General features: G+C 59.2%; 14 protein-coding genes and 1 pseudogene. 10 read left to right on the forward strand and 5 right to left on the reverse strand.

What is annotated here, in order from left to right; genetic code table 11:
• Positions 1-248 precede the first annotated feature (248 nt).
• From FJ979_RS31915 to FJ979_RS31925, 3 genes are all read right to left on the reverse strand, one after another.
• Positions 249-614: a response regulator gene (locus tag FJ979_RS31915; RefSeq protein ID WP_140584665.1), complete on the reverse strand. Its 366-nt coding sequence runs from the start codon at positions 612-614 to the stop codon at positions 249-251.
• A 106-nt stretch (positions 615-720) separates the two neighbouring features.
• Positions 721-3,405 carry a PAS domain S-box protein gene (locus FJ979_RS31920; RefSeq protein WP_140584666.1) on the reverse strand — a complete coding sequence of 895 codons (2,685 nt, stop codon included), beginning with the start codon at positions 3,403-3,405 and terminating at the stop codon, positions 721-723.
• Between the two features lie 363 nt (positions 3,406-3,768).
• Positions 3,769-4,527, reverse strand: a complete 759-nt coding sequence (locus tag FJ979_RS31925; protein WP_224704873.1) for a Crp/Fnr family transcriptional regulator — start codon at positions 4,525-4,527, stop codon at positions 3,769-3,771.
• A gap of 513 nt (positions 4,528-5,040) precedes the next feature.
• On the opposite strand from FJ979_RS31925, the gene FJ979_RS31930 reads away from it, so the two are divergent.
• The 3 genes from FJ979_RS31930 (at position 5,041) to FJ979_RS31940 (ending at position 8,119) form a co-directional block, all read left to right on the forward strand.
• Positions 5,041-5,367 carry a low affinity iron permease family protein gene (locus FJ979_RS31930; protein ID WP_140562275.1) on the forward strand — a complete coding sequence of 109 codons (327 nt, stop codon included), beginning with the start codon at positions 5,041-5,043 and terminating at the stop codon, positions 5,365-5,367.
• Positions 5,368-5,460: 93 nt separating this feature from the next.
• A complete protein-coding gene (locus FJ979_RS31935; protein WP_246679065.1) occupies positions 5,461-6,711 on the forward strand; it encodes a phospholipase D-like domain-containing protein in 1,251 nt (416 codons plus the stop codon).
• Between the two features lie 1,120 nt (positions 6,712-7,831).
• Complete coding sequence (locus FJ979_RS31940) at positions 7,832-8,119, forward strand: DUF768 domain-containing protein (RefSeq protein ID WP_140562242.1); 288 nt, start codon at positions 7,832-7,834, stop codon at positions 8,117-8,119.
• Positions 8,120-8,336: 217 nt separating this feature from the next.
• Here the strand turns inward: FJ979_RS31940 and FJ979_RS31945 are convergent, their stop codons facing one another.
• Positions 8,337-8,894, reverse strand: coding sequence for a DUF1003 domain-containing protein (locus tag FJ979_RS31945; protein ID WP_140562244.1), 558 nt, complete (start codon positions 8,892-8,894; stop codon positions 8,337-8,339).
• A 634-nt stretch (positions 8,895-9,528) separates the two neighbouring features.
• Here FJ979_RS31945 and FJ979_RS31950 point away from each other — a divergent pair.
• The 6 genes from FJ979_RS31950 to FJ979_RS31975 all read left to right on the forward strand — a co-directional run bounded on the left by FJ979_RS31950 (position 9,529) and on the right by FJ979_RS31975 (position 18,149).
• Positions 9,529-11,181 (forward strand): ShlB/FhaC/HecB family hemolysin secretion/activation protein, encoded by a 1,653-nt coding sequence (locus tag FJ979_RS31950; RefSeq protein ID WP_181172033.1) that lies wholly within the window; start codon positions 9,529-9,531, stop codon positions 11,179-11,181.
• A 66-nt stretch (positions 11,182-11,247) separates the two neighbouring features.
• A complete protein-coding gene (dacB, locus tag FJ979_RS31955) occupies positions 11,248-12,849 on the forward strand; it encodes a D-alanyl-D-alanine carboxypeptidase/D-alanyl-D-alanine-endopeptidase (RefSeq protein ID WP_140562247.1) in 1,602 nt (533 codons plus the stop codon).
• A gap of 159 nt (positions 12,850-13,008) precedes the next feature.
• Positions 13,009-14,622, forward strand: coding sequence for a D-alanyl-D-alanine carboxypeptidase (locus tag FJ979_RS31960; RefSeq protein WP_140584669.1), 1,614 nt, complete (start codon positions 13,009-13,011; stop codon positions 14,620-14,622).
• 58 nt (positions 14,623-14,680) lie between these two features.
• Positions 14,681-16,249, forward strand: coding sequence for a serine hydrolase (locus FJ979_RS31965; protein WP_210239519.1), 1,569 nt, complete (start codon positions 14,681-14,683; stop codon positions 16,247-16,249).
• A 251-nt stretch (positions 16,250-16,500) separates the two neighbouring features.
• Positions 16,501-17,442 (forward strand): hypothetical protein, encoded by a 942-nt coding sequence (locus tag FJ979_RS31970; protein ID WP_140584671.1) that lies wholly within the window; start codon positions 16,501-16,503, stop codon positions 17,440-17,442.
• Positions 17,443-17,714: 272 nt separating this feature from the next.
• Positions 17,715-18,149: a GNAT family N-acetyltransferase gene (locus FJ979_RS31975; protein WP_140584672.1), complete on the forward strand. Its 435-nt coding sequence runs from the start codon at positions 17,715-17,717 to the stop codon at positions 18,147-18,149.
• Positions 18,150-18,268: 119 nt separating this feature from the next.
• On the opposite strand, the gene FJ979_RS31980 is transcribed toward FJ979_RS31975, so the two are convergent.
• Positions 18,269-19,222, reverse strand: a complete 954-nt coding sequence (locus tag FJ979_RS31980) for a hypothetical protein (protein ID WP_140562256.1) — start codon at positions 19,220-19,222, stop codon at positions 18,269-18,271.
• Between the two features lie 269 nt (positions 19,223-19,491).
• Between FJ979_RS31980 and FJ979_RS33425 the strand changes: the two are divergent.
• Positions 19,492-20,241 (forward strand): annotated as a pseudogene (locus FJ979_RS33425) (hypothetical protein); the annotation flags it as partial.

Below are 20,241 nucleotides of genomic sequence, written 5' to 3' on the forward strand. Positions count from 1 at the left end.
TCTCCGATCCCACTACAGAACCGGCAACCTCACAGATCGCGACCACTCCCGAAAGGTGGTCCCAAAACAGCGCTTACGGCCTTCTGGGTTGTCAGGCCAGGCAAAATGGATTTCGGTGGTCTATATGCGTACAGTCCCAATAGATCAGCCGGCCAGCTTGGAGCGTACCAATTCGCGACTGCAACGAAGATTGCGTCGGTTAATTTCAAAGCCAGGGCTCCGCCAGCACTGGCTGCCGGTCGTGACGCTCAGCCTTTGTTGTCGAGCTCCTGCAAACCCCTTTGGATGGCTTCGATGAGCATCGCCGTAGAGTAGGGTTTCTGAACCCAGCCGAGTGGTCTTGCCGCTTCGGCTCGAAGCTTTACGTCGCGGTCAGCGTGCGCGGTTGCAAAGATGCACCGTATGCCGAAGTCCCGGTAGAGTTCCAACGCTGCGTCAATTCCGTCCCGCTTGCCAAGCAAGCGGATATCCATCAGGGCAATCGCAGGCTGAGCCGAGCGCGCAATTATGATGGCCTCCTCGGCTGTACTGGCTATCCCAGCCAAGACAAAACCTGCATCGCCAAGACTAGCCTCGACATCGATGGCGATGAGGTAGTCGTCTTCGACGATCATGATGGATGGTTTGCCGGAAACTCTCGCTTCTGCACCAGTCCCATCGTCTCTGGAGAAAACTAGCTGAGGTCTGGATGGTCGGCTCGAAACCCCCGTCCGGCTTGTCTCAACTATTGCCGTTTTTAACGTCAAAGCCGTTCTCCCCGGGAGCCTGAGAAAAAATCACGATGCAACGAGACGGATCTCGCTCAACTTCGAGAATCCCACCAATCTGTCGCGCCAATCCCTCAACCAACCGCAAACCTGACGAGGAATGACGCACCGCCCTCAGATCGAAACCTGAACCTTCATCCTCTACCGTCAACACCTGCTTTTGACCGTGCTGCTTGATCCCAACTCGAATAATGTTGCTTGCCTTGCCCGCAGATCCATGTTTGACGGCATTGACCAAAAGCTCATTGAGTATGAGCGCAAGCGGCATCGCGATATCGTTGGGCAACTGGATGGGATCGGCGTCGCAAACGAGTTGGACGTTCGCTGGAAACACCTGCTTTGTCGTTTCGCAAATAGCCCCGAGAAAAAGTGGCGCGCTGAAATTGGATGCATCTGGCGTGTCGTAGAGGACACGTTGAGCCGCAGCCATGGTCGCCACTCGCTTGCTTGCCTCGTCGAGCGTCTTGCGTGCCTCCGAATTTTGACTGGTCCTGGCCGCTACCGAAAGCAAGGACTTCAACATCATCATGTTGTTCTTAACGCGATGGTTGAGTTCGTTAAGCAGGATCCGCTGTTGTGTCTCAGCTTGCTTGCGCTCGCTGACGTCGACCAGCATGTTGATGCCGCCGACAATTTCTCCAGCTGCATCCCGCATCGGTGTCGGATAGGGAATGAATGGAATCCGCGTGCCGTCCGGCCGCTCGGCAATTGCCTCAACTCCCCGGACCGGCCGCCCTTCACGAAGGGAAACAGCCATTGGACACTGGTCGTGAGGAAGTGGCGTTCCATCTGGCCAATAGAGCTTCCAGGTGACGCACCATTCATCACTGCCGATCACCGGCGTGCGGCCGGCGAGTTCGACCGCTGCCTCATTGAAATAGGTGATCTTGCCCTGCTCGTCGGTCGTGTAGATTGCAGCAGGGATGGCGGCGAGAAGATCCTGAAGGTGACGTTCACTGTCGCGCACCTTTGCTTCCGCGATTTTCTGCGCAGTTATATCCCGGGCAATTTTGGAGGCGCCAACGATACGGCCCGCTGCGTCTCGGACAGGCGATATCGTCAGAGAAATGTCCACTAGCGACCCATCCTTGTGGCGCCGGACTGTTTCGAAATGATCGACAATTTCGCCCTTGCGTATCCGACCCAGGATGAGCGGCTCCTCTTGCAGCCGATCCGGAGGGATGATGATCGTGATGGGCTTGCCGAGCACTTCCGAGGCCGAATAGCCGAACAGGCGCTCAGCTCCGCGATTCCATGTCAAAATGATCCCATTCAAATCCTTGCTGACGATCGCGTCATGGGAAGACTCCACGATTGCTGCCAGCCTCTGAGCAGCATTTTCGCCCTTTATGCGTTCGATGCCGAAACCGAGTTGACGAGCGATGGTCCGACCCGTTTCAATCTGCTGTTCCGAATACTCTTGAGGCTGGTCGAAGTAGGCCATGAATTTGCCCAGAAGCCGTCCACCTTGTGTGATCGGAATGAAGTAGACCGCACCGATGCCCTCAGTCCGGATCGCTTGTTTCAATTCTTCCGGCAAATCCGCTTGCTGTGCATCGTCGACACAGATCGGCTGCGGATCTTGGCTCTGCGCTGACCAAGGCGAGTGTCCTTCCACCGCTACGCGGTAAGTGTCGGACAGGCCACGCCAAGCCACAAACTTCATGCGCCCGTTTTTATCCAACAGCAATATCGAAGCACGCTGGCATTGGAGCGCACGTTGGATTGCATCGAGCGCCGGCGCATACACATCCTCTTGCGTGCGCGCATGCTGCAGCATTTCGGTGAATCGATGTATCGCACCCTGCTCCTCGGCACGTTTGGCAAGCGCCGCCTCAACCCGCTTGCGCTCGCTGATATCGTGCTGAACACGTACAGCGTATCGAAATGACCCGTCGCAGTCATGAACGCTCGACGAATTCACAACAGCCCAAAAAACTGATCCATTCTTGCGAACAAATCGCTTTTCAAGTGTGTAGCTGTCGATCTCGCCAGCCACTTGCCGTCGATACTGCTCGCGATCTGCTTCAGCATCGGCGGGAAAGGTGCGGTCAAAAATCGATCGCCCAATCAGCTCATCCTGCGAGTAACCCAAAAGGTCACACAGATAGGAATTTACCCGCAGCAGCTGGCCTTCGGCGTTTGCTTCCACGATACCTGCGGCAGCGTTCTCATAGGTAATGGCAAGCCGCCGCTCCTGTTCGCGTATCAGCTCCTGCGCCTTGACCGTTTCAGTCACATCGGTGGTGATACAGCGGGTATTGAGAAAACGGTCACCCAATGCGCGAACGTTGGAGGTTATTTCTACCCAGCGGATCGAGCCATCTTTGGCCCGCAGCCGCGCGCGGTGGTTTTGAAGTTCCTCCCGCCGGGACAGGCGGTCCAATATGTCTGCAATAGCAACCGGATCTGCGTGAAATTCGCGAATGTTGCGGCCTACATATTCCTCGGCCGTGAATCCCAACATTTGCAATTCTGCGCGATTGGCACGCAAGATGGTGCCATCTTTCCCGACGAAGTGAAGTGCGATGGCGGCATTCTCGAAGAAATCCTCAAACTCATTGGTGAGTATCGGGTCGGGCACCTCCGAGAGAGAGGCTATCTCGTCGACTTGAGCAGGAAGAACCCCTTGCTTCATTTGGTACCCCGTCTCCCACAAGCCCCCTCAAACGCTTGTGGGGATGAAAAGTTCCAAACTGATCGCTTTAATCGGCGCCAGACGCATCAGATCCGTTAACCCAAGGTGCATGAACATCGCGGATCCCATGCTTGAGGGCCGCCCGGATAGGTTCAAATGCAGCAGAGGAGCCAGAAGAAATCGCCTGCCGTGCGGCCCGAAGCACTATGCGTCGGCACGATTGTGCACGGGTCGAGGTGGTTGAGCAGTGCGTCGGCAATTTGCCCGTTGGGGTCTTCCACCTGCCTCTCAAGCCGAGCGTGCCGTGCCATTGCTTGGGCCATCATTGCTGCTGGAGACGACGAAGCCCGCGAATAAAAGTCTCTATCGCGGCTCTTTGCGAAGGTTGAGATAAGTCGCATCGAACTCAGCGGCTCGCGCCAAGCGATCCCAGTTCGTGATGGTCACCACCTTACGCTGCCATGTGATAAGGCCAGCACGGCGCAATGCCATGAGCGTCCGATTGAGATGGACAACAGACAGCCCGACCGTATCCGCCAGCATGCTTTGCGTGACAGGAAATTCAAATGACCATTCCCGGGTCAAGCCGACGACCTCCATGCGCAGGAACATCTCGCAAATGATGTGCGCCAGGTGGGCCTCTGCGGACCGGCGCCCGAGGCACGCGATCCAAACCCTCTGGATGGCGGCATCCACCGCCAATACCGTTGTCAGCACGCGGAACAGGTGCTGGTGGGTCTCGGTGATCCGACGCAGCGTATCATGCCCGATGAACGCCATGCGAGTTGGCGCCAAAGCAACGACGTTGTGGTCCATAACGTGCAACAGGAATGCATGCAGGTCCACGAAGTCGCCTGGAATGTGGAGGGCCGTTATCTGGCGCCTGCCGTCGGCGAAGGTGACATTTCTTCCCGTGATCCCCGAGACGATAACGCAGCTCTCCTTGGGTTCGGAGTGCTCCACGACGATTTCGTCGTCGACTTCGTAATCACGCACGCGCCAGGGGCCGTCCTGAAGTACTGCCCGGTCTTGGACCGTGAGATCGTCCCGTCGCTCCAGCACCTTGAACAACACGGATAAATCGAAACCTGATCTGTTCGGCAGTATCATCTCACCTGGCAAGGGGTTACCTCCTTAATGTCGAGCGGGCTCAAAAGCTCAGGTCAGGTAGTATCGTGTCCCATACCTCACCCCATCACTTGGAAGTAGTCACGTTCCGAGAATCGCCGAGTGTCGGACCAATATGATGGTACGACTGTCTGCGGGGTCGAAGGCGGCAAGCTAGCGATTCATTTTTTTCGCACGGACATCACAGTGGCGTCACCGAGCGCTCGCCCGCGTGCTGCACACCACCCACGCCGGCGAAGACAAGCTGCATCTCCCCTCATGATCTCCACCTAAAGAACGTAAAGCTGCACGACGCCGAAGGTTCCGCCACACATGAAGAAGGCTTCATATCTTGCCGTGGAGCGACACCTTCACGCCGCCGCATCCGACCATGGTCACCAAGTTCCGGGTTCGTCCTAAACTGTGGCCACCCAAGATGTCGGATCAGCTTGCGGCAAAACCTTCAAGCACGTTTGCAGAGCTTGGGCCAAGAATGGGAACCCGCGTTGCAGTCGAAAGTTCTTGATGATGGCAAATCACCCGATCACGAGCGTGCTCACCTCAATCGGCACATTGACCTCTCGGCCGGCAGCATTCCTGGTGTTGCTGGCTTACGCCGCCCTTTGGCTATTTTTCGACAGGGAAAGTTTGAACTGGCATGGCGCGGCGACCCTGTTCACCTGGGCCATGACACTGTTCATTCAGCGCGCAGAGCATCGCGACACGCAGGCGATCCATGCCAAGCTGGATGAGATGTTGCGAACGAATAGCTCGGCATCAAACATCACCAGAATCGATGATGAAGAACCAGAGGAAATCGAAAAGCATCGCACTCGTAAACAGCAGGGCGATTGAGATGTGCCAAGCGGACTCGCGGCGCCACGGGCGGGCGCGGACCCAGTGAGGTTTGGCCTAAATCTGCGAAGGCTGCTCAAGGGCCTCAAATACGTGGCCGTTGCCGTCGTCGCCAGCCTGATCACGTTGCTGAGCATAAACTTGGCACCAGAGCCACGCATTTTGCGAACGCTTGTGCCGCACCGTTTCGACGCGGCGGATCCTGAATTTGTCAGGAGCATGAGCAGTTATTCGCAAGGACAGCTGTTCGAATCAAACTCGGTACAAACCCTTGTCAACGGAGATGAGATCTTTCCTTCGATGCTGCAGGCGATCCATGCGGCTCGCTCTACAATTGATTTCGAGACCTATATCTATTGGTCGGGGGTCGTCGGTTATGAGTTCGCGAGCGCGTTGGCAACCAAAGCCCGAGACGGTGTCGAGGTCCGTGTGCTCGTTGACTGGGTCGGCAGCCTGCCTTTTGATGAAGAGCTGATCGAGATCATGACAAGCGCCGGCGTGCGGTTCCAGCGCTATAGACCTATCCATTGGTATACGTTGGATCGTGTAAACAACCGGACCCATCGCAAGCTGCTGATCGTTGACGGACTGGTCGCGTTCACCGGCGGCGTCGGGATCGCTGACAACTGGCTTGGAAACGCCCGCAACCCAGATGAGTGGCGCGACACCCACTATCAAGTCAAAGGGCCCGCAGTGTCTGCCTTCCAGGCGGCTTTCGCGGAAAACTGGTTGGAAACGGCCGGGGAGACATTGCAGGGTGAGAAGTTCTACCCACCCTCCGAACCTGCGGGGACGCTTGGAGCTCAGTTGATTCTATCCTCGCAGCCAAATGGCTCGGAGAACATGGAACTGATGATGCTGGCCGCGATAGCTGCCGCCAAGGATCATCTTCGCATCGGAATGGCCTATTTCGTGCCTGACGATATTGCCCTGCAGCAGATCCTGGACGCCAGGAAACGAGGGGTAGCAGTCGACGTGATCGTGCCCAACTGGCTCACAGACGTGCCCCTGGTCCGAAAGGGCTCGCGGTACTTCTGGGGCGACTTGCTCAAAGCTGGGGTCCGGATCTTCGAGTTCCAGCCAACGATGTATCATCCCAAACTCCTGATCGTCGACGACGTCTGGACGAGCTTTGGCTCTGCCAACCTGGACGAGCGCTCTTTGCGACTGAACGACGAAGCCACGCTGAATGTCTACGGCCGGGATTTTGCCAAAACGCAGATCGACCTGTTCAGCCAGGATCTTGCGCGATCAAGGCAGATCAGTTTGGGCGAATGGGAAGCGCGCCCCCTGACCGAAAAAGTATCGGACTGGCTGGCCAGCAGACTACACTCGCAACTCTAGAGCCTCTTGGTGGGCGAGTCCCCGCAAACGGCATCTGCGCCCGTCAAATGGCTAATATGGTGCGCCACGCGCAAGAATGGGAGCAACCCCGCAATAACACCGAGCGAATTGCTCAAAACGCGCCCTGCAACTTCATCGGCCGATGCATGAGTGCCCACCTTGTCATACACGCAGCGCCAGCGGCGCCGGGAACACGGAACTGTTCTCGCTAGTCACTGATTTCTTTCACGCCCAGTTCGGGCTGATCGGTGTGTGGGTCATTCCATGCCGGCCAAGCCGCCGGCACTTGGCCCCATCTCACCGCCGCCGAAAACCTACGCTAACCCACGCTGCATGGACTTGCCGCAGACGTCGGCGAAGGAGAATTTGCGAGGAGCTCGACTGGCGCGATGAGCGGGTCCGTTCGCTTTCGGGCCGCCAGCTGAGCAGCGGCGAGATCTCCCGGGCGTTGATGCACCGGTCGCGCCTCCCGATCCTCGACGACCCGACCACGGGGCTAGACGCCCGCCGGGCGCTCCACCTGGACATGCGCGATCGTTGCAAGGCGAGGTATCGCCGTGCTCTGGCGACGCCTTTCATCGAAGAGCGCGCGCGCGGGAACAATGTCGTGGGTCGGCGGTGCAGACCGCGTCGCCGCCGACTCGGGTGGCCAGCACGGAGGACCCATTCGCCCCTCTACAGTAATCTGCCAGAGCGTCATAAGCGTCATGTCATGCTCAAGGAGCGAGCTGGACGGCCGCCGCTCGATCCGCCGGATGCGCGCGTCACTGAAATGAGTATCACTCGTGAAGAAGACTGTCGGAGTGCTTTTCTGCATGCGGCATTCCCAACCGGACTGCCTGCGAAAGCGCCGAAGCGCGAGCACAATGCGGGCAGCATCGGTCCATCGCCGCCATCGGCGTCGAACTCCATCCAGGCTGTGCAGACCGATCTAGCGTAGGGGATCCAACCAACCAAGACAGATGAGTTGCTGACAGGCGACGGTGAAGGGGAAGGCGGCTCGCTTCGTTTGCGGCAATGGCATGCTGGGGACTTCGGTCGATGCCGGTGGAGTTCGCAATTCCTGACAGGGCCATGGAACAACCACTCTCTGCGGCAGTTGTCCGGCTCAGGAGGCGAGATGAGTGCGACCATAGAGTTCTTTCGAAGCTGGCTGCAGGAGAATGTCGGCAATGTGCCTGCGGACGCACCAGTCACCGTCGCAGGGCTCGTGCAGCAGTTCGAACAGGATGCGGATGCTGCCGGATATGGGCGCGAGGTTCGCGAACAAGAGATCGACAACATAGAAGACGCCATCCAGCAAGCCCTCGACAAGGCGAATGCGACCAGCGAGTTGCAGGCGCCGCGTCAGGAAGATGACTCGCTTGCTCCGGTCATCGACGCTCTTGAGGCGGCAGAACCCGAATAGTCCGCTTCTGCCGGTAGTGACTGTGGTGAGAGGGGCCGCTGATCATGGTGTGCTGTGGAATATTGTGTCGTCCGACGAGACACGCTGTCCTCGGCGGAGACACGCTGTCCTCGGCGGCCCATCAAGTCAACCAGAGCGCGTTCACAGCACGACGAGCGCTCATGGACAAGTGTCGCTATCGGTGGGACATTGGCGACGCCCTCTCCCCCAGAGTTGCCTACTCCTCTGCCTCCACGATCTTGTCGAGAACAGCTTCAGGCGCGACGTCGCGCTTCAGTTCGTTCAATTCATCATCCGCTTCCGTGCGAATATTCAAGCGCCTGGCAATCTCCTCGACCATCTTGATAAGCTTGGTCGTCTCATGTTCGTTCAGCAGGCTCACCTGAAGATCGAGGTCTGCTCTGGCATCGTCCTCAGCGGCCATCCGGTTCTGGTTGATGAGCACGAACGTGGACAAGAAAATCGCCTCCACGGATGCAATCATTGCAAGGATGACCAAGGATGGGTCCCAAGGCTGAACAAAGCCAACGGGCTTAATGTTGAGGACGATCCAGCCGCCGAAGAAAACAAGATGAATATAGACGAAGATCATGCTGCCTGCGAACTTGCTGATTGCTGCCGCAGCGCGTTGCTCCGCAGTGGCTGCTTTCGCATCGCGCTTTCGTCGTTGAACAATTGCTTCGATGTTGCGGGCCAAGGCCGGAGCGAGACCGTCCGCGGCTGGTCTGGTTGGGGTGGCGTGTCCTATGTCATTGCCTGAGGCATTCGGGCTCACAGTTCTCTCCGTGTCTGCACCTGACCCACCTAACTGGCCGGTTGGCGTTTCGATCCATGCAGTCTCAGGAGCGTTGACCTAATCTCATTACGATGGCTCACCCAGTGAGAGACCTGTCAGAAGACGTTGTGATAGCGAGACGGTCACCGGCACGGATGGGCCTGGCGACGCTGATCGTGCCTTCCATACGATTGCGATGTCGAGTCCGGGGCTCGCACAAGCGACGGCATCCGCGGCAGAGCGGGTCCGCGCGCGAGAGTTGGGGCCGCACACCTCGCCCGCGCTCCCCGTGAAGAGAGCTGGCGCACCGATATCGCAAACAGCCTACGGCGTAAAAAAATCCGCGCGTTTATCCTAAGCGTGAATGTTATGCCAGCTACTATGTCGACGAGGTGGCCAGATGCGCCGGCATCGCACGCAGCTCTGATCAGTTTTCCGCGCCGTCGCTACTCCTTTGTTCTTATTGCTCAACTGCGGAACCGCTCCGAATTTCCAGGATCATTTTTCCTGGAAAAGGCAAAGAATTCTATGCACGCGTCACCATTTATCTGAGACAACTTCTTTTTCTGAGACAATTGCTCTCGGTTAGAATGTCTGCGGCTTGAGAAATTCGTGGGCAGTTTTGGAGCAAAGAGTGGTTCACCACGACCGGCTTTGTCTGGCGACCAGACTGGTGCTGATCGCCTCAAGCTTTCTGGCGGTGCTGGTCGCTCGCGCTCAGGCGCAGGACGCGGACCGCGTCATCAGAGATCAGACAACTGTCATTGAGCGGTTCGAGCCGCCGCCTCGGCGGCCTCCAAGTATCACCGTTACGCATGCCGCGCCGGTCGCCGGCCTGTCCCCCGAGCAGCTCAAAACCATCCGCTTCCGGCTCCGCAAAATCGACCTCGAAGGAGCGGTGACGCTCGATCCGGCGATCTTCTCTGCGCTTTGGGGGAAACTGATTGGTCGAGAGGTTTCACTCCTCGATATGAAGGAGATCATCGACGGAATCGAACGCATCTACCGTGAACACGATTACTATGCGGCGGCCCTGGTCCCGAAGCAGGATTTCAGCAGCGGCCGGATCCGCATCGTCGTCTACGAATCCTATCTCCGCGATGTTGTCGTGGAATCGGATCAGCCCGGTCTCGAGGAACGGCTGAAGCCGTATATTGCCCGCATGGTGGCGGAACGACCGGTCCGTGTCTCTCACCTTGAGCGCTACGCCTTGCTCGTCGCCGATATCCCCGGCTTCACGGTGGAGGCCAAGCTTTCCAAGGTCGAGGACGATCCGGCTGCGGGGAGGCTTGTTTTGAAGGTCGACTTCAAGAGGAGCGGGCTCGATGCCCGCCTCGACAATCTGGGCACGCCATCAACCGGGCCGCTGCAGCTTTCCGGTATCGCGCGCGTCAACGATGCTCTCGGATTGTTCGAGGGCACCGAGGCGCTCGCGGTGACCAATCCCGCCGACCCGGACAAGCTCGTGTTTCTCCGGTTCGGGCAGGCATTTCCGCTCGGGCCGTCGGGGTTCGTCGCCGGGTATGAGTTCGGCCAAGTCTGGTCGAATCCGCTGGACGACGACGACATTCACGTCGGGAGCACGTTCGGAAAGGCTTTTTTGAACTACGCGATTGTGCGCACGATCGACCACAATCTCTTCGCCAAATTCGCGATCAATACCAAGGATGTGGCAGTCGACGTCAATGGCGATCCGGCGGCGCGCAATAGCAATCGATGGCTGACGGCGGCAGCCACGTTTGACACCACCATAGGCGGTGTCGCCGTCGTCGCCGAGGCCGGCCTGGGCCGGGGTTTAAGCGGTCTCGGCTCGAATACCGAGAACGCCGATTTCACCTACATGTTCGGTGAAGGCACGCTCTCACGCGACATTACCGATACCCTCACGGCGCAACTGCAGTTCACCGGCCAGTACGCCTTCACCGAGCTCCCTTCGGCGGTCCGCTTCGACCTGGGAGGCGACCCCTATAGCCGAGCCTTCGACAGCTCCTCGATCACCGGCGACGATGGCATCGCGGCCGCGTTCGAGCTTCGGAAAGGGATCGATGCCGCCATGCCGTGGCTGGCTAATCCCAGCCTGTTCGGATTCGTTGACTATGGAGCGGTGTGGAACCCGCCGGGCAGGGATTATGAGTTCGCTTCGCTCGGTTCCGTCGGTATCGGCATCCGCGCCGGGATCGGAACCCACCTCAACCTCCTGGCCTACGTGGCTACGCCCTATAAGGATGAAGCCCAGCTCGGTGTCGAGGGCGCCCTGTTCCGCGTCGCGGCGGGGGTGCGCTTCTAACCATGCGTCCTCTACGCTCAAACCTCGCCCAGCGCGTGGATCCACGCTCATGAAAAGGAATTGCCCATGATCACGATCCGTTCGATGTCCGTGACCAGCCTCGTGGCTCTAGTAAACCTGGGCGTCTTATGTAGTACGGGCGTGCGCGCCGACACCCTTCCCCGGATCGAAGGCGACACGCCGGCAAGCGTTTCTGCTGTCATAGCAGAGATCCAATCCAAAACCGCGTACGCGCACACAAGCTGGGGCATGCGCGTGGTCGATCTCGACGCGGGGACTGTGCTTGTCGATCAGGCGGCCGACCGGTCGCTCACTCCGGGGTCGATCATGAAGGTCTACAGCACGGCCACTGCGCTCGACCTGTATGGGGCGGACTACCGGTTCCATACCCCGGTCTACAAAGCTGGGCCGGTGTCGGAAGGCAGGCTTGACGGCAATCTGATCCTGGTCGCCTCTGGAGATTTCAGCTTCGGCCTGCGAGAGCAGCCTGACGGCACTCTCGGTTACAACAATTTTCCAGAGATCGACCACAACTATGCCGACACCGGCTTTGCTGGGGGCGCCTTGGTCAAGGAGAGCGACCCGCTAGCCGCCCTGGACAATCTGGCGAAGAGGGTTCATGCCTCCGGCATCGCGGAGGTCAAGGGCGACGTCATCATCGATGCGCGGCTTTTCGAAACCCATCGCGACCCCACGGACGGGATCATTTCCCCGATCTGGCTCAACGAAAACGTCATCGACATCATGACGACGGCGGCCGGCGCGGGGCAGCCGGCCAAGATCGATTGGCGACCCAAGACCGCGTCCGTCAAGGTGATAGGCGCCGTGATGACCGTCGCAGAGAATCCAAAGCCCATCACGATCGAGTCGCCTGCCCCTGGAGAGATTCGGGTCAGCGGCGAAATCGCCGCCGGAGTTGCGCCCACCTTGAGCATCTGGCATGTGCCGGACCCTGCCGCCTTCGCTCGAACAGCGTTCATCGAAGCTTTGCAGCGCGCCGGAGTGAAGGTAGACGCGAACGCGCTTGGGCCAAATCCAGTTGACGAACTGCCGGACGCGGCGGCCTATTCCCCTGACAATAAAGTGGCCGAGCACGTCTCGCCTCCGCTCTCGGAATTCGTCAAGGTCGTTCTCAAGGTCAGCTACAATCGCGGCGCCCATTTGATGCTGTGCCTTGCAGCCGTGAAAGGCGGAAGCCGAGACTGCGTGGCTGGAATCGGCAAGGAGCTCGAACTGCTCGACCGCCTGGGTGTGTCGCGGCAAAGCACTTACGTCTTCGACGGCGCCGGCTCCGATGATCACGCCAAGACAGCGCCCGTGGACCAGACAACGGTGCTCACGCGAATTGTCAAGGAGCCGTGGGGATCGGCCATCCGGGACGGAATGGCCATCCTGGGTGTGGATGGAACACAAGCTGCGAACGGTCTTGGAACCCCGGCGGTCGGGCATATTCACATCAAGGATGGCACACGGGTGATCTCCGCGCCCGGAGATTATCAGGGCATCATCATCGCCAAGACCCAAGTCGGCTATATCGAGGCGAAAAGCGGCCGCGAGCTCGCTTTTGCGATCTTCCTCAACAGCGCTCCTTTTGGCTCGGTCGAGGATTTCATCTCCGCCGATCACGACATTGCTGCAATTGCCGCTGCGATTCAGCAGGCCTACTAGGCGCGACGCTTCTGAGGCAGGCATGGTAACACCCCACAGCACTCCCAGCTTTTATATCTTCAGTAGCAGCGCCTTTATGCGCGTTCTCTTCGGATTGGCATTCTCATTGGTACGTCGGTACGTCGTGGCGATCGAGCCGCGGCCGCATTGGAGGAAGAGATGGAACGAACGATGTTCAAGAGAACGCGAAGCGGCTTGATGGTTGCCTTGGGCGTCGTGGCGCCACTTTGGGGTGCCGGAATCGGCGCGGCCGCAGCCGAACTCGACCTTCCGCCCGCTATCCGCTCGATTATGGACGCGCCACGCTATTCCGGGGCGATCTGGGGCCTCCGGGCAGTCGATCTCTCCTCGGGAGCCACGACGGCGGCCTATGGCCCGGACTCGCTTTTCTTCACCGGTTCGGTGCGAAAGCTGTTCTCGGTCGGTCTCGCGCTGAACGCGCTCGGCATAGATCATCGCTTCGAGACGAAGGTCTATCGTCTCGGCGAGGCAGGGGCAGACGGCACGCTTCAGGGAAATCTCGTCTTGCTCGCAAGCGGGGATCTGACCCTTGGCGGACGAACTGCGGCCGGCGGCAAGATCGCCTTCACCAACTTCGATCACACCGAGGCCAATTCGCTCGGCAGCGCGACCCTCACGGAGGCCGATCCGCTGTCCGGGCTGAATTCCATTGCAAGGCAGGTCGCCAAATCCGGAATCAAGGCCGTCACGGGCGATGTCGTCATCGATGATCGCCTTTTCGATCATTTCCGCGTGCCAAACGGGAATGTTCTGATCACACCGATGATCGTGAACGACAACCTCATAGACGTGACCATCCTGCCGGCTGAAGCTGGACAACCGGCCGCGGTGGACTGGCGACCTAAAACAGCGGCCTTCACCGTCAGTTCGCAGGTGATAACCGTCGCCGCCAGCGAACCGATGGAAATCTCCCTCGAGATCTCGCCAGCCGACCCCAAGATCGGGATCGTCAAGGGCCAGATCCCTGCCGGCTACAGGCCGAGCCTGCCCGGCGTCGCAACATTGGTCCAGACGTTCCCGATCGTCGAGCCGTCTTCCTTTGCGCGCACAGCTTTAATCGAGGCGCTGGGCAGGGCGGGAGTCTCAGTTACGGCATCGGCGACAGGCCCGAACCCGGTCGCGAAGCTTCCTTCGAAAAGCGCCTACTTACAGTCAGCGGAAGTCGCTCGACTCGTTTCACCGCCATATGCGGAATACGCGAAGCTGATCCTCAAGGTCAGCCACAATCTCGGAGCCAATCTGAGCCTTGCGCTATTTGGACTGACGCAAGGAGCAAGAACCATTGAGACGGACCTCGCAGCCGAGCGGAATACGCTGATAGGTGAGTACGGACTTTCTCCCGACGGCTTCGATTTTCCGACAAACGGCAGCGGCAGCCCCGATAGCCGTGCGACACCCGGCGCCGTTACGGGCCTCCTTGCGGCAATGCGGAAGACGAAAGCGTCGGAAGTTTATTTCGACGCTCTTCCCGTTCTCGGGGTCGATGGTTCGCTAGCCACAGTCGGGATCGATCCGCCAAATCCCCTCATTGCGCCAGGCGTGGGAAACGTGTTTGCGAAAACCGGGACAACAGTCGCGGACGGCACGCTCAAAGCCCAGGTCTTTGCGGGATACATCAAATCGAAGGCGGGAAAATTGCTGGCCTATGTCACTTATGTGAACAACGTCGCGCCAATCGGGAGCATTGCGGACGTCATCAAGGTATTCGCGGACGAGGGAGCGATATCTGCGATTTTGTACGAACTCAACTGATGACCGCGAGATTTCCCATTGGGTGCCGTGGGGCACGTTCCAACCGCCGGAGCAGATGATGAAACATTCGAAATTGGCCTCTTGGGCGGGAGTCGCGATAGTTGCCTGCCTCCTGCCGAAACTGGCCTTCGCCGAGCCCGTCACAACTGACCCCGTGACGACTGACCGTGTCACCGAGGTTCTCCCAAAACTCGATGCCATTATCCGCGATGGCATGTCGCGAACCGGCGTGCCCGGCTTGGCGATCGCCATCGTTCACGACGATGCGGTAGTGTTTCTCCGCGGCTACGGCGTTCGCGAGGTGGACAAGCCTGAGCCCGTCGACCCCGACACTGTGTTTCAGCTCGCCTCGATGTCGAAGCCGATTGCGTCCACGGTGGTCGCCACTCTCGTCGGCGAAGGTCTCGTGGCTTGGGACGATCCGATCGTAAAGCACGATCCCGGATTCGAACTGAAGGACCCCTGGGTCACGCGCGAGGTCACGCTTCGTGACATGTTCTCTCACCGAAGCGGTCTTCCCGGACATATTGGCGACCTGCTCGAGGACCTGGGATACAGCCGCGAAGAAATCCTGTTCCGGCTACGCCACGTCAACCCGGCCGGTCCCTTCCGGGCGAGCTACGCCTATACCAATTTCGGCTTGACGGAAGCGGCGCTCGCCGCAGCCAAGGCTGCCGGGAAGCCTTGGGAAGTATTGTCAAAAGAGCGGCTGTACCGACCCGCGGGCATGACCCGGACGAGCTCGCGACATTCTGATTTCCTCGCCGCCGAAAATCGCGCCGTGAATTCCGTCCGCACTGACGGCAAATGGCTTCCCGGCCCGCCACGCGATCCTGACGCCCAGTCTCCGGCTGGCGGTGTCAGCTCCACGGCACGCGACCTCGCGCAGTGGCTGAGGCTCCAGCTTGGCGGCGGCAAGCTCGATGGCAAGGAGATCCTCACCTCGGCTGCTCTCGCCGAGACTCACCAACCGGTAATCGCACGGGGGTCCGCATCGGGTCCGTCCGGCGCTTTTCCCCCTTCTTACGGGCTCGGCTGGAACGTCGATCTCGATCCGCAGGGTCGTATCCATCTCAGCCACTCGGGAGCGTTCAATCTTGGTGTCGGCACGAATGTGCATCTCGTTCCGTCAGAACGGCTCGGCATAGTCGTGGTGACGAACGGCTATCCGGTCGGCCTCGCGGAGGCCACGAGCAAGAGCTTTCTCGATCTGGTATTTGCCGGAAAGGTTGAACGAGACTGGATCGACGCCTACGGCCAGCTCATGGCTGATGCCATGAAGCCCGACTACGGCGGCGCCATCGATGCCGAGCGGGCGCGCTCGCAGCCTTCGCCGGCCCTGCCTGCCGCAAGCTATGTCGGCACTTACGGCAACGACTTTTATGGCGGACTGACGGTTACACAGAAGAGCGACAGCCTGGTCATGAGCCTCGGGCCCCGCACGGAGTCCTTTCCACTTCAGCACATCACCCGCGATACCTTCACATACCAGCCGATAGGCGAAAACGCCTCTGGACCGAGTGCCGTTTCGTTCACCGTTGAGGCCGACCGGACGACAGCCGTCACGATCGAGAATTTGAACCTCCATGGCCAGGGCATTTTTCTTCGAGACCCACGCAAGCCTTGACCCAGAGAGAGAGAGAGAGAGAGAGAGAGAGAGAGAGAGAGAGAGAGAGAGCTTGGGGGTGTCGAACATGACCGACATAGCGAGCCAGCCGCCTTGAGGTTTCCGATGCGGACACGATGCCGCTGGAGCCACATCGTCCGGCATCCGAGAACCTTCACGCTCGCGCATGTTGGCGTCCCAGAGATTTAGGTGTTCCCCGATGTTATTAGGTTGGGTCTAATGTCTAACGCCTCGGCAACCCGGTAAACGACATGGATTTCAGGACGTTCTCAGGCTACGGATACCTCCTCATCGGCGGCCTTATCCTCGTCGGCGCCGGGCTCCTGACCATTTCGCTCATCGTCAATCTTGGGGTGGCGCGCAGTGTGCGGCAGGACGCACGCCATCGTGAAAAGCTGTTGGAATATTATCGCAACACCTTTTCGCAGCTGGGGGTGATCCTGATTGGAATTGGAGTATCTCTGTTCATCTTCTTTTTTCAGCAGAACTACCAAGACCAGCGCAAACGCGAAGCCGAACTCCAGCAGGTCATGGCCAAACTGGCGGCACGCATCGCTCGTGGCGCAGCCGTCGTCGAATCCCTAGGTGAATTCGACACGCTGCTCGATGAGGGTGGGCCCTACATCGATCCGAAACTCGGTGGAAAGAACAACGCCATCAGCGCGCACGGAGCGGAGCTCGCCAAGCAGGTCGCCGAGATTCTTTTGGTCGAGCGCGACGTTGACGTTCAGTCGTTCGAGATTCTGAACTTATCGCGTGACTTCGAATCGTCGTTCGTCGTCAACGAACTCGATCCGACGCTGTGGTTTAATATCGTCAGCGATGAGAGCGAGATCAAATATGCCACCACCCAGCTCCCGCTGGACTACACGGATTTGCACGATGCGATCGGCGGTGAGCCACTTGATGCTGCGATCGCTAATCCTGAAAAGGAGCGGAAGATCAAGCAGGAGGTGCTGGATATCTTTTATGATGCCGACCTGTTGCGCCTGCGCAGCAGGAGACTTCTCGGCCGTGCGTGCTGGCTTTTCAGCAACGGGCGGGGCTTCGTCAAACTTAGACCGGTCGATGAGATCGAAGCGGACGCCAGGTCGCACCAGGAGTGGATCGATCGGTCGAAACATTTCCTGATGCAATTGAAGTCGGGAAGCGGGGATTGCTTCAAATTGCTCCGCTACAGCCAAACGTCTTGAATCGAGACTGATCTTGCTGCCCTCGTGTGGCTAATCTCCGTCCGCCGCCGCGTGCCGGGATTATTCCGTCGCGAAGCTCTATGCCTTGTCTCCTCTCATGCTCATGTTGTTGCCCCACCCACGGAACCGGTGCGTTTCCAGGGCCTCTTTTCCTGGAAAGGGCAAAGAATTCCATATTCGTTCCCCAGTATTTCTGAGACAAATTCTTCCGTTTTTGGAATGTCTGCCGCGAGAGGGGTTCATCGATGCATATATCGTTAATAGGCTAAAACATGCGCCCATTCGTTATTGTGTCCGAAAGACCCGAAGATGCAGACTATAAAACGATCTTGAGGGCCTTGGTCAGCTATAATGATGCGACGAGCGAACCTTCTGGCTATGCGCCAGTCGGCATCCTCCTTCGTGATCATGATAGCGATGAGACCATCGGCGGCTTGTGGGGAAAAGTGTCTTACGATTGGTTGTTTGTCGAACTGTTGTTTGTTCCGGAATTCCTGAGGCGGCAAAAGCTCGGGACGCAACTCATGAATGCTGCTGGACAGCTCGCTCGGGAGCGGAAGTGTGTGGGGGTGTGGCTGGAAACCTATGGATTCCAGGCGCCAGCTTTCTATAAGACCTTGGGTTACGAGGTGTTCGGGCAACTTCCAGATCACGCTCGGGGCTCAGGTCGGTTCTTCTTGCGCAAGATGCTGGCAGCGTCGGTTTAGTGACCAGCAGTGCATCTCGGCTATGGTAGGGGCGGATGTGGTCCGGTGGGCTCGCGGCGGGACAACGGCATTCTGGTCCAGCCGGAAAATCGACCCCGCGTAAAGGCGCATGAGAGCAGCTACGCCTCTCCGAAACGCTGCTGCGCCATTGCGCCAGCAAGCCAGATCGGATCGAACAGGTCGACCAACGCCCTGTGGCAAGGCGATTGAACTTGGTCGAGGCCAGCTTCATGGCCGCCCGTCAGAAACGCGCCGACGCCTTCATCGACCGCGGCTGGATCTGGAATCCGCAGCCCCAGCGAGGCCAAGTCGCCGGCAATCGACGTTTGGGACGGCAGGTATGCAACCGCAGAGCGCAGCCGCATGCTCGGCGCTGGAAGCCGGATCATCACAATTCGGGTCACCGATGGCTGCGCGTCGGGGCCGATGATCGTGGCGCCGCACATCAGGCCCGCAAGGACGCTAGCCGGTGGTGTCGGCAAGGAAAGACAGAAGAACATGCGGCCATCACCGCTGGGTTCGACCAGGTCGAGGTGCATGGCCCGCCCCGCCATCACGAGCGGGCCTTCAAGTTGAAACCGGCTCGTCGGCAGCCGCTCCGAATACTGTGCGAGAACGCCCTGCGGGCCATTCGATTGGATTGACAGTTCTGCCCTGATGAACTGGGCGCGGAAATAGGGCGACCAGGCGTGGGAGTAGCAGGCGTAGGTGCCGGCGAGCGACCGGCTTGCATCCTGGCGTTGCCCGGCGAGCGACCGGCGCGACGGTTCGCTTATGCGCTCCAGTGTATCGCGCTCGCAATTATGTCGAGTACAAATGGCCTGGATGAACTCGTCGAGCTCGCAGTCGGCGATCCAGGCTCCCGGACGCCCAACATCCACGACCTTCGCCCAGTCCTCGTAGAGCCGGAGCTCGCGCGGGTGGGCACGCCCCTGCATCCATTTGTGCGCGCGCTCGACATCGAACGACGTCGCCGGGTTGACACGACGGAACGCCGCCGCGAGGTCCTTGCGTGTCACGGCGCCGAGGAATGCCATCGTCACCCGCAATTTCTGACCAACATTCTGCGTCACGCGCTCTCCTTTGCTGTTGTTCTCCCGCCCGCGGATTCGCCCCGAATTTCCAGGGTCAGTTTTCCTGGAAAAGGCAAAGAATTCTATAACGCCGTTCCCGCTTATCTGAGAGGATCTCTTTTCGATTTAGAGCGTCTGCGGTGAAACCTTCGCCACCCAGCATGCAGGCGGCAGAAATGCTGTTGATTTGCTGCCCCAATCGGCAGTCATGGGTGCATAGAATCTAATTTAAGATTTCCTAATTCGGAGAGGTTCGAGGGGCCAGGCAGGTGGGTAGAAAAGTCGACGTCATCAGGCGGTCGCGCCTTACGGCCGGCCGGCTCAGGCAAATTGGGTCGCCGACGCGAATCTCCTGCCTGGCGCGGGCCATAGTACTCCTTGCAGGCCTGCTATCGACGGCACTTCCAGCAAACGCCAGGAACTTCAATGTCGGCAACGAGACGCAGCTCCAGACCGCGCTCAATCCGAGTGGTGGCGCCCAGGACGGCGACACCATCACCTTCACCGCGAACATCATCTTGAGCACCAACCTGCCTGAGGTGAAGCGCGACGTGACCATCAACGGCGCCAACCATACGCTCTCCGGCAACAAGCAGCATCGCGGTCTGTTCGTCCAGTCGGGCAAGGTCGCGATCAATGATCTCGTCATCGAAAATGCCAAGGCACAGGGCGGCAACGGCGGCAACGGCGTGAGCCCCAACACGGGTGATGCCGGTGGCGGCGGTGGCGGCGCCGGACTTGGCGGGGCCCTGTTCGTCGCCAGCGGCGCCCGTGTGACAGTGAGCAACGTCACCTTGCTGCACAACACGGCGCAAGGTGGCGTCGGCGGTGCCGGCGTTTCGGCTGACGGCAAGTTTGCGGGCGCCGGCGGCGGCGGCGGCGGTATGTTCGGAAACGGCGGCATATACGACGGCACCAGGGCCAAAGGCGGCCCCGGCGGTGGCGGCATTGGAGGTGGACCGGGACCCGAGAACGGCGGACCTGGTGTCTTTGGCGGCGGAGGCGGCGGCGGCGGCGGC

It is taken from the genome of Mesorhizobium sp. B1-1-6 (genome assembly GCF_006443035.1).
In the GTDB taxonomy this organism is placed as follows: Bacteria; Pseudomonadota; Alphaproteobacteria; order Rhizobiales; family Rhizobiaceae; genus Mesorhizobium.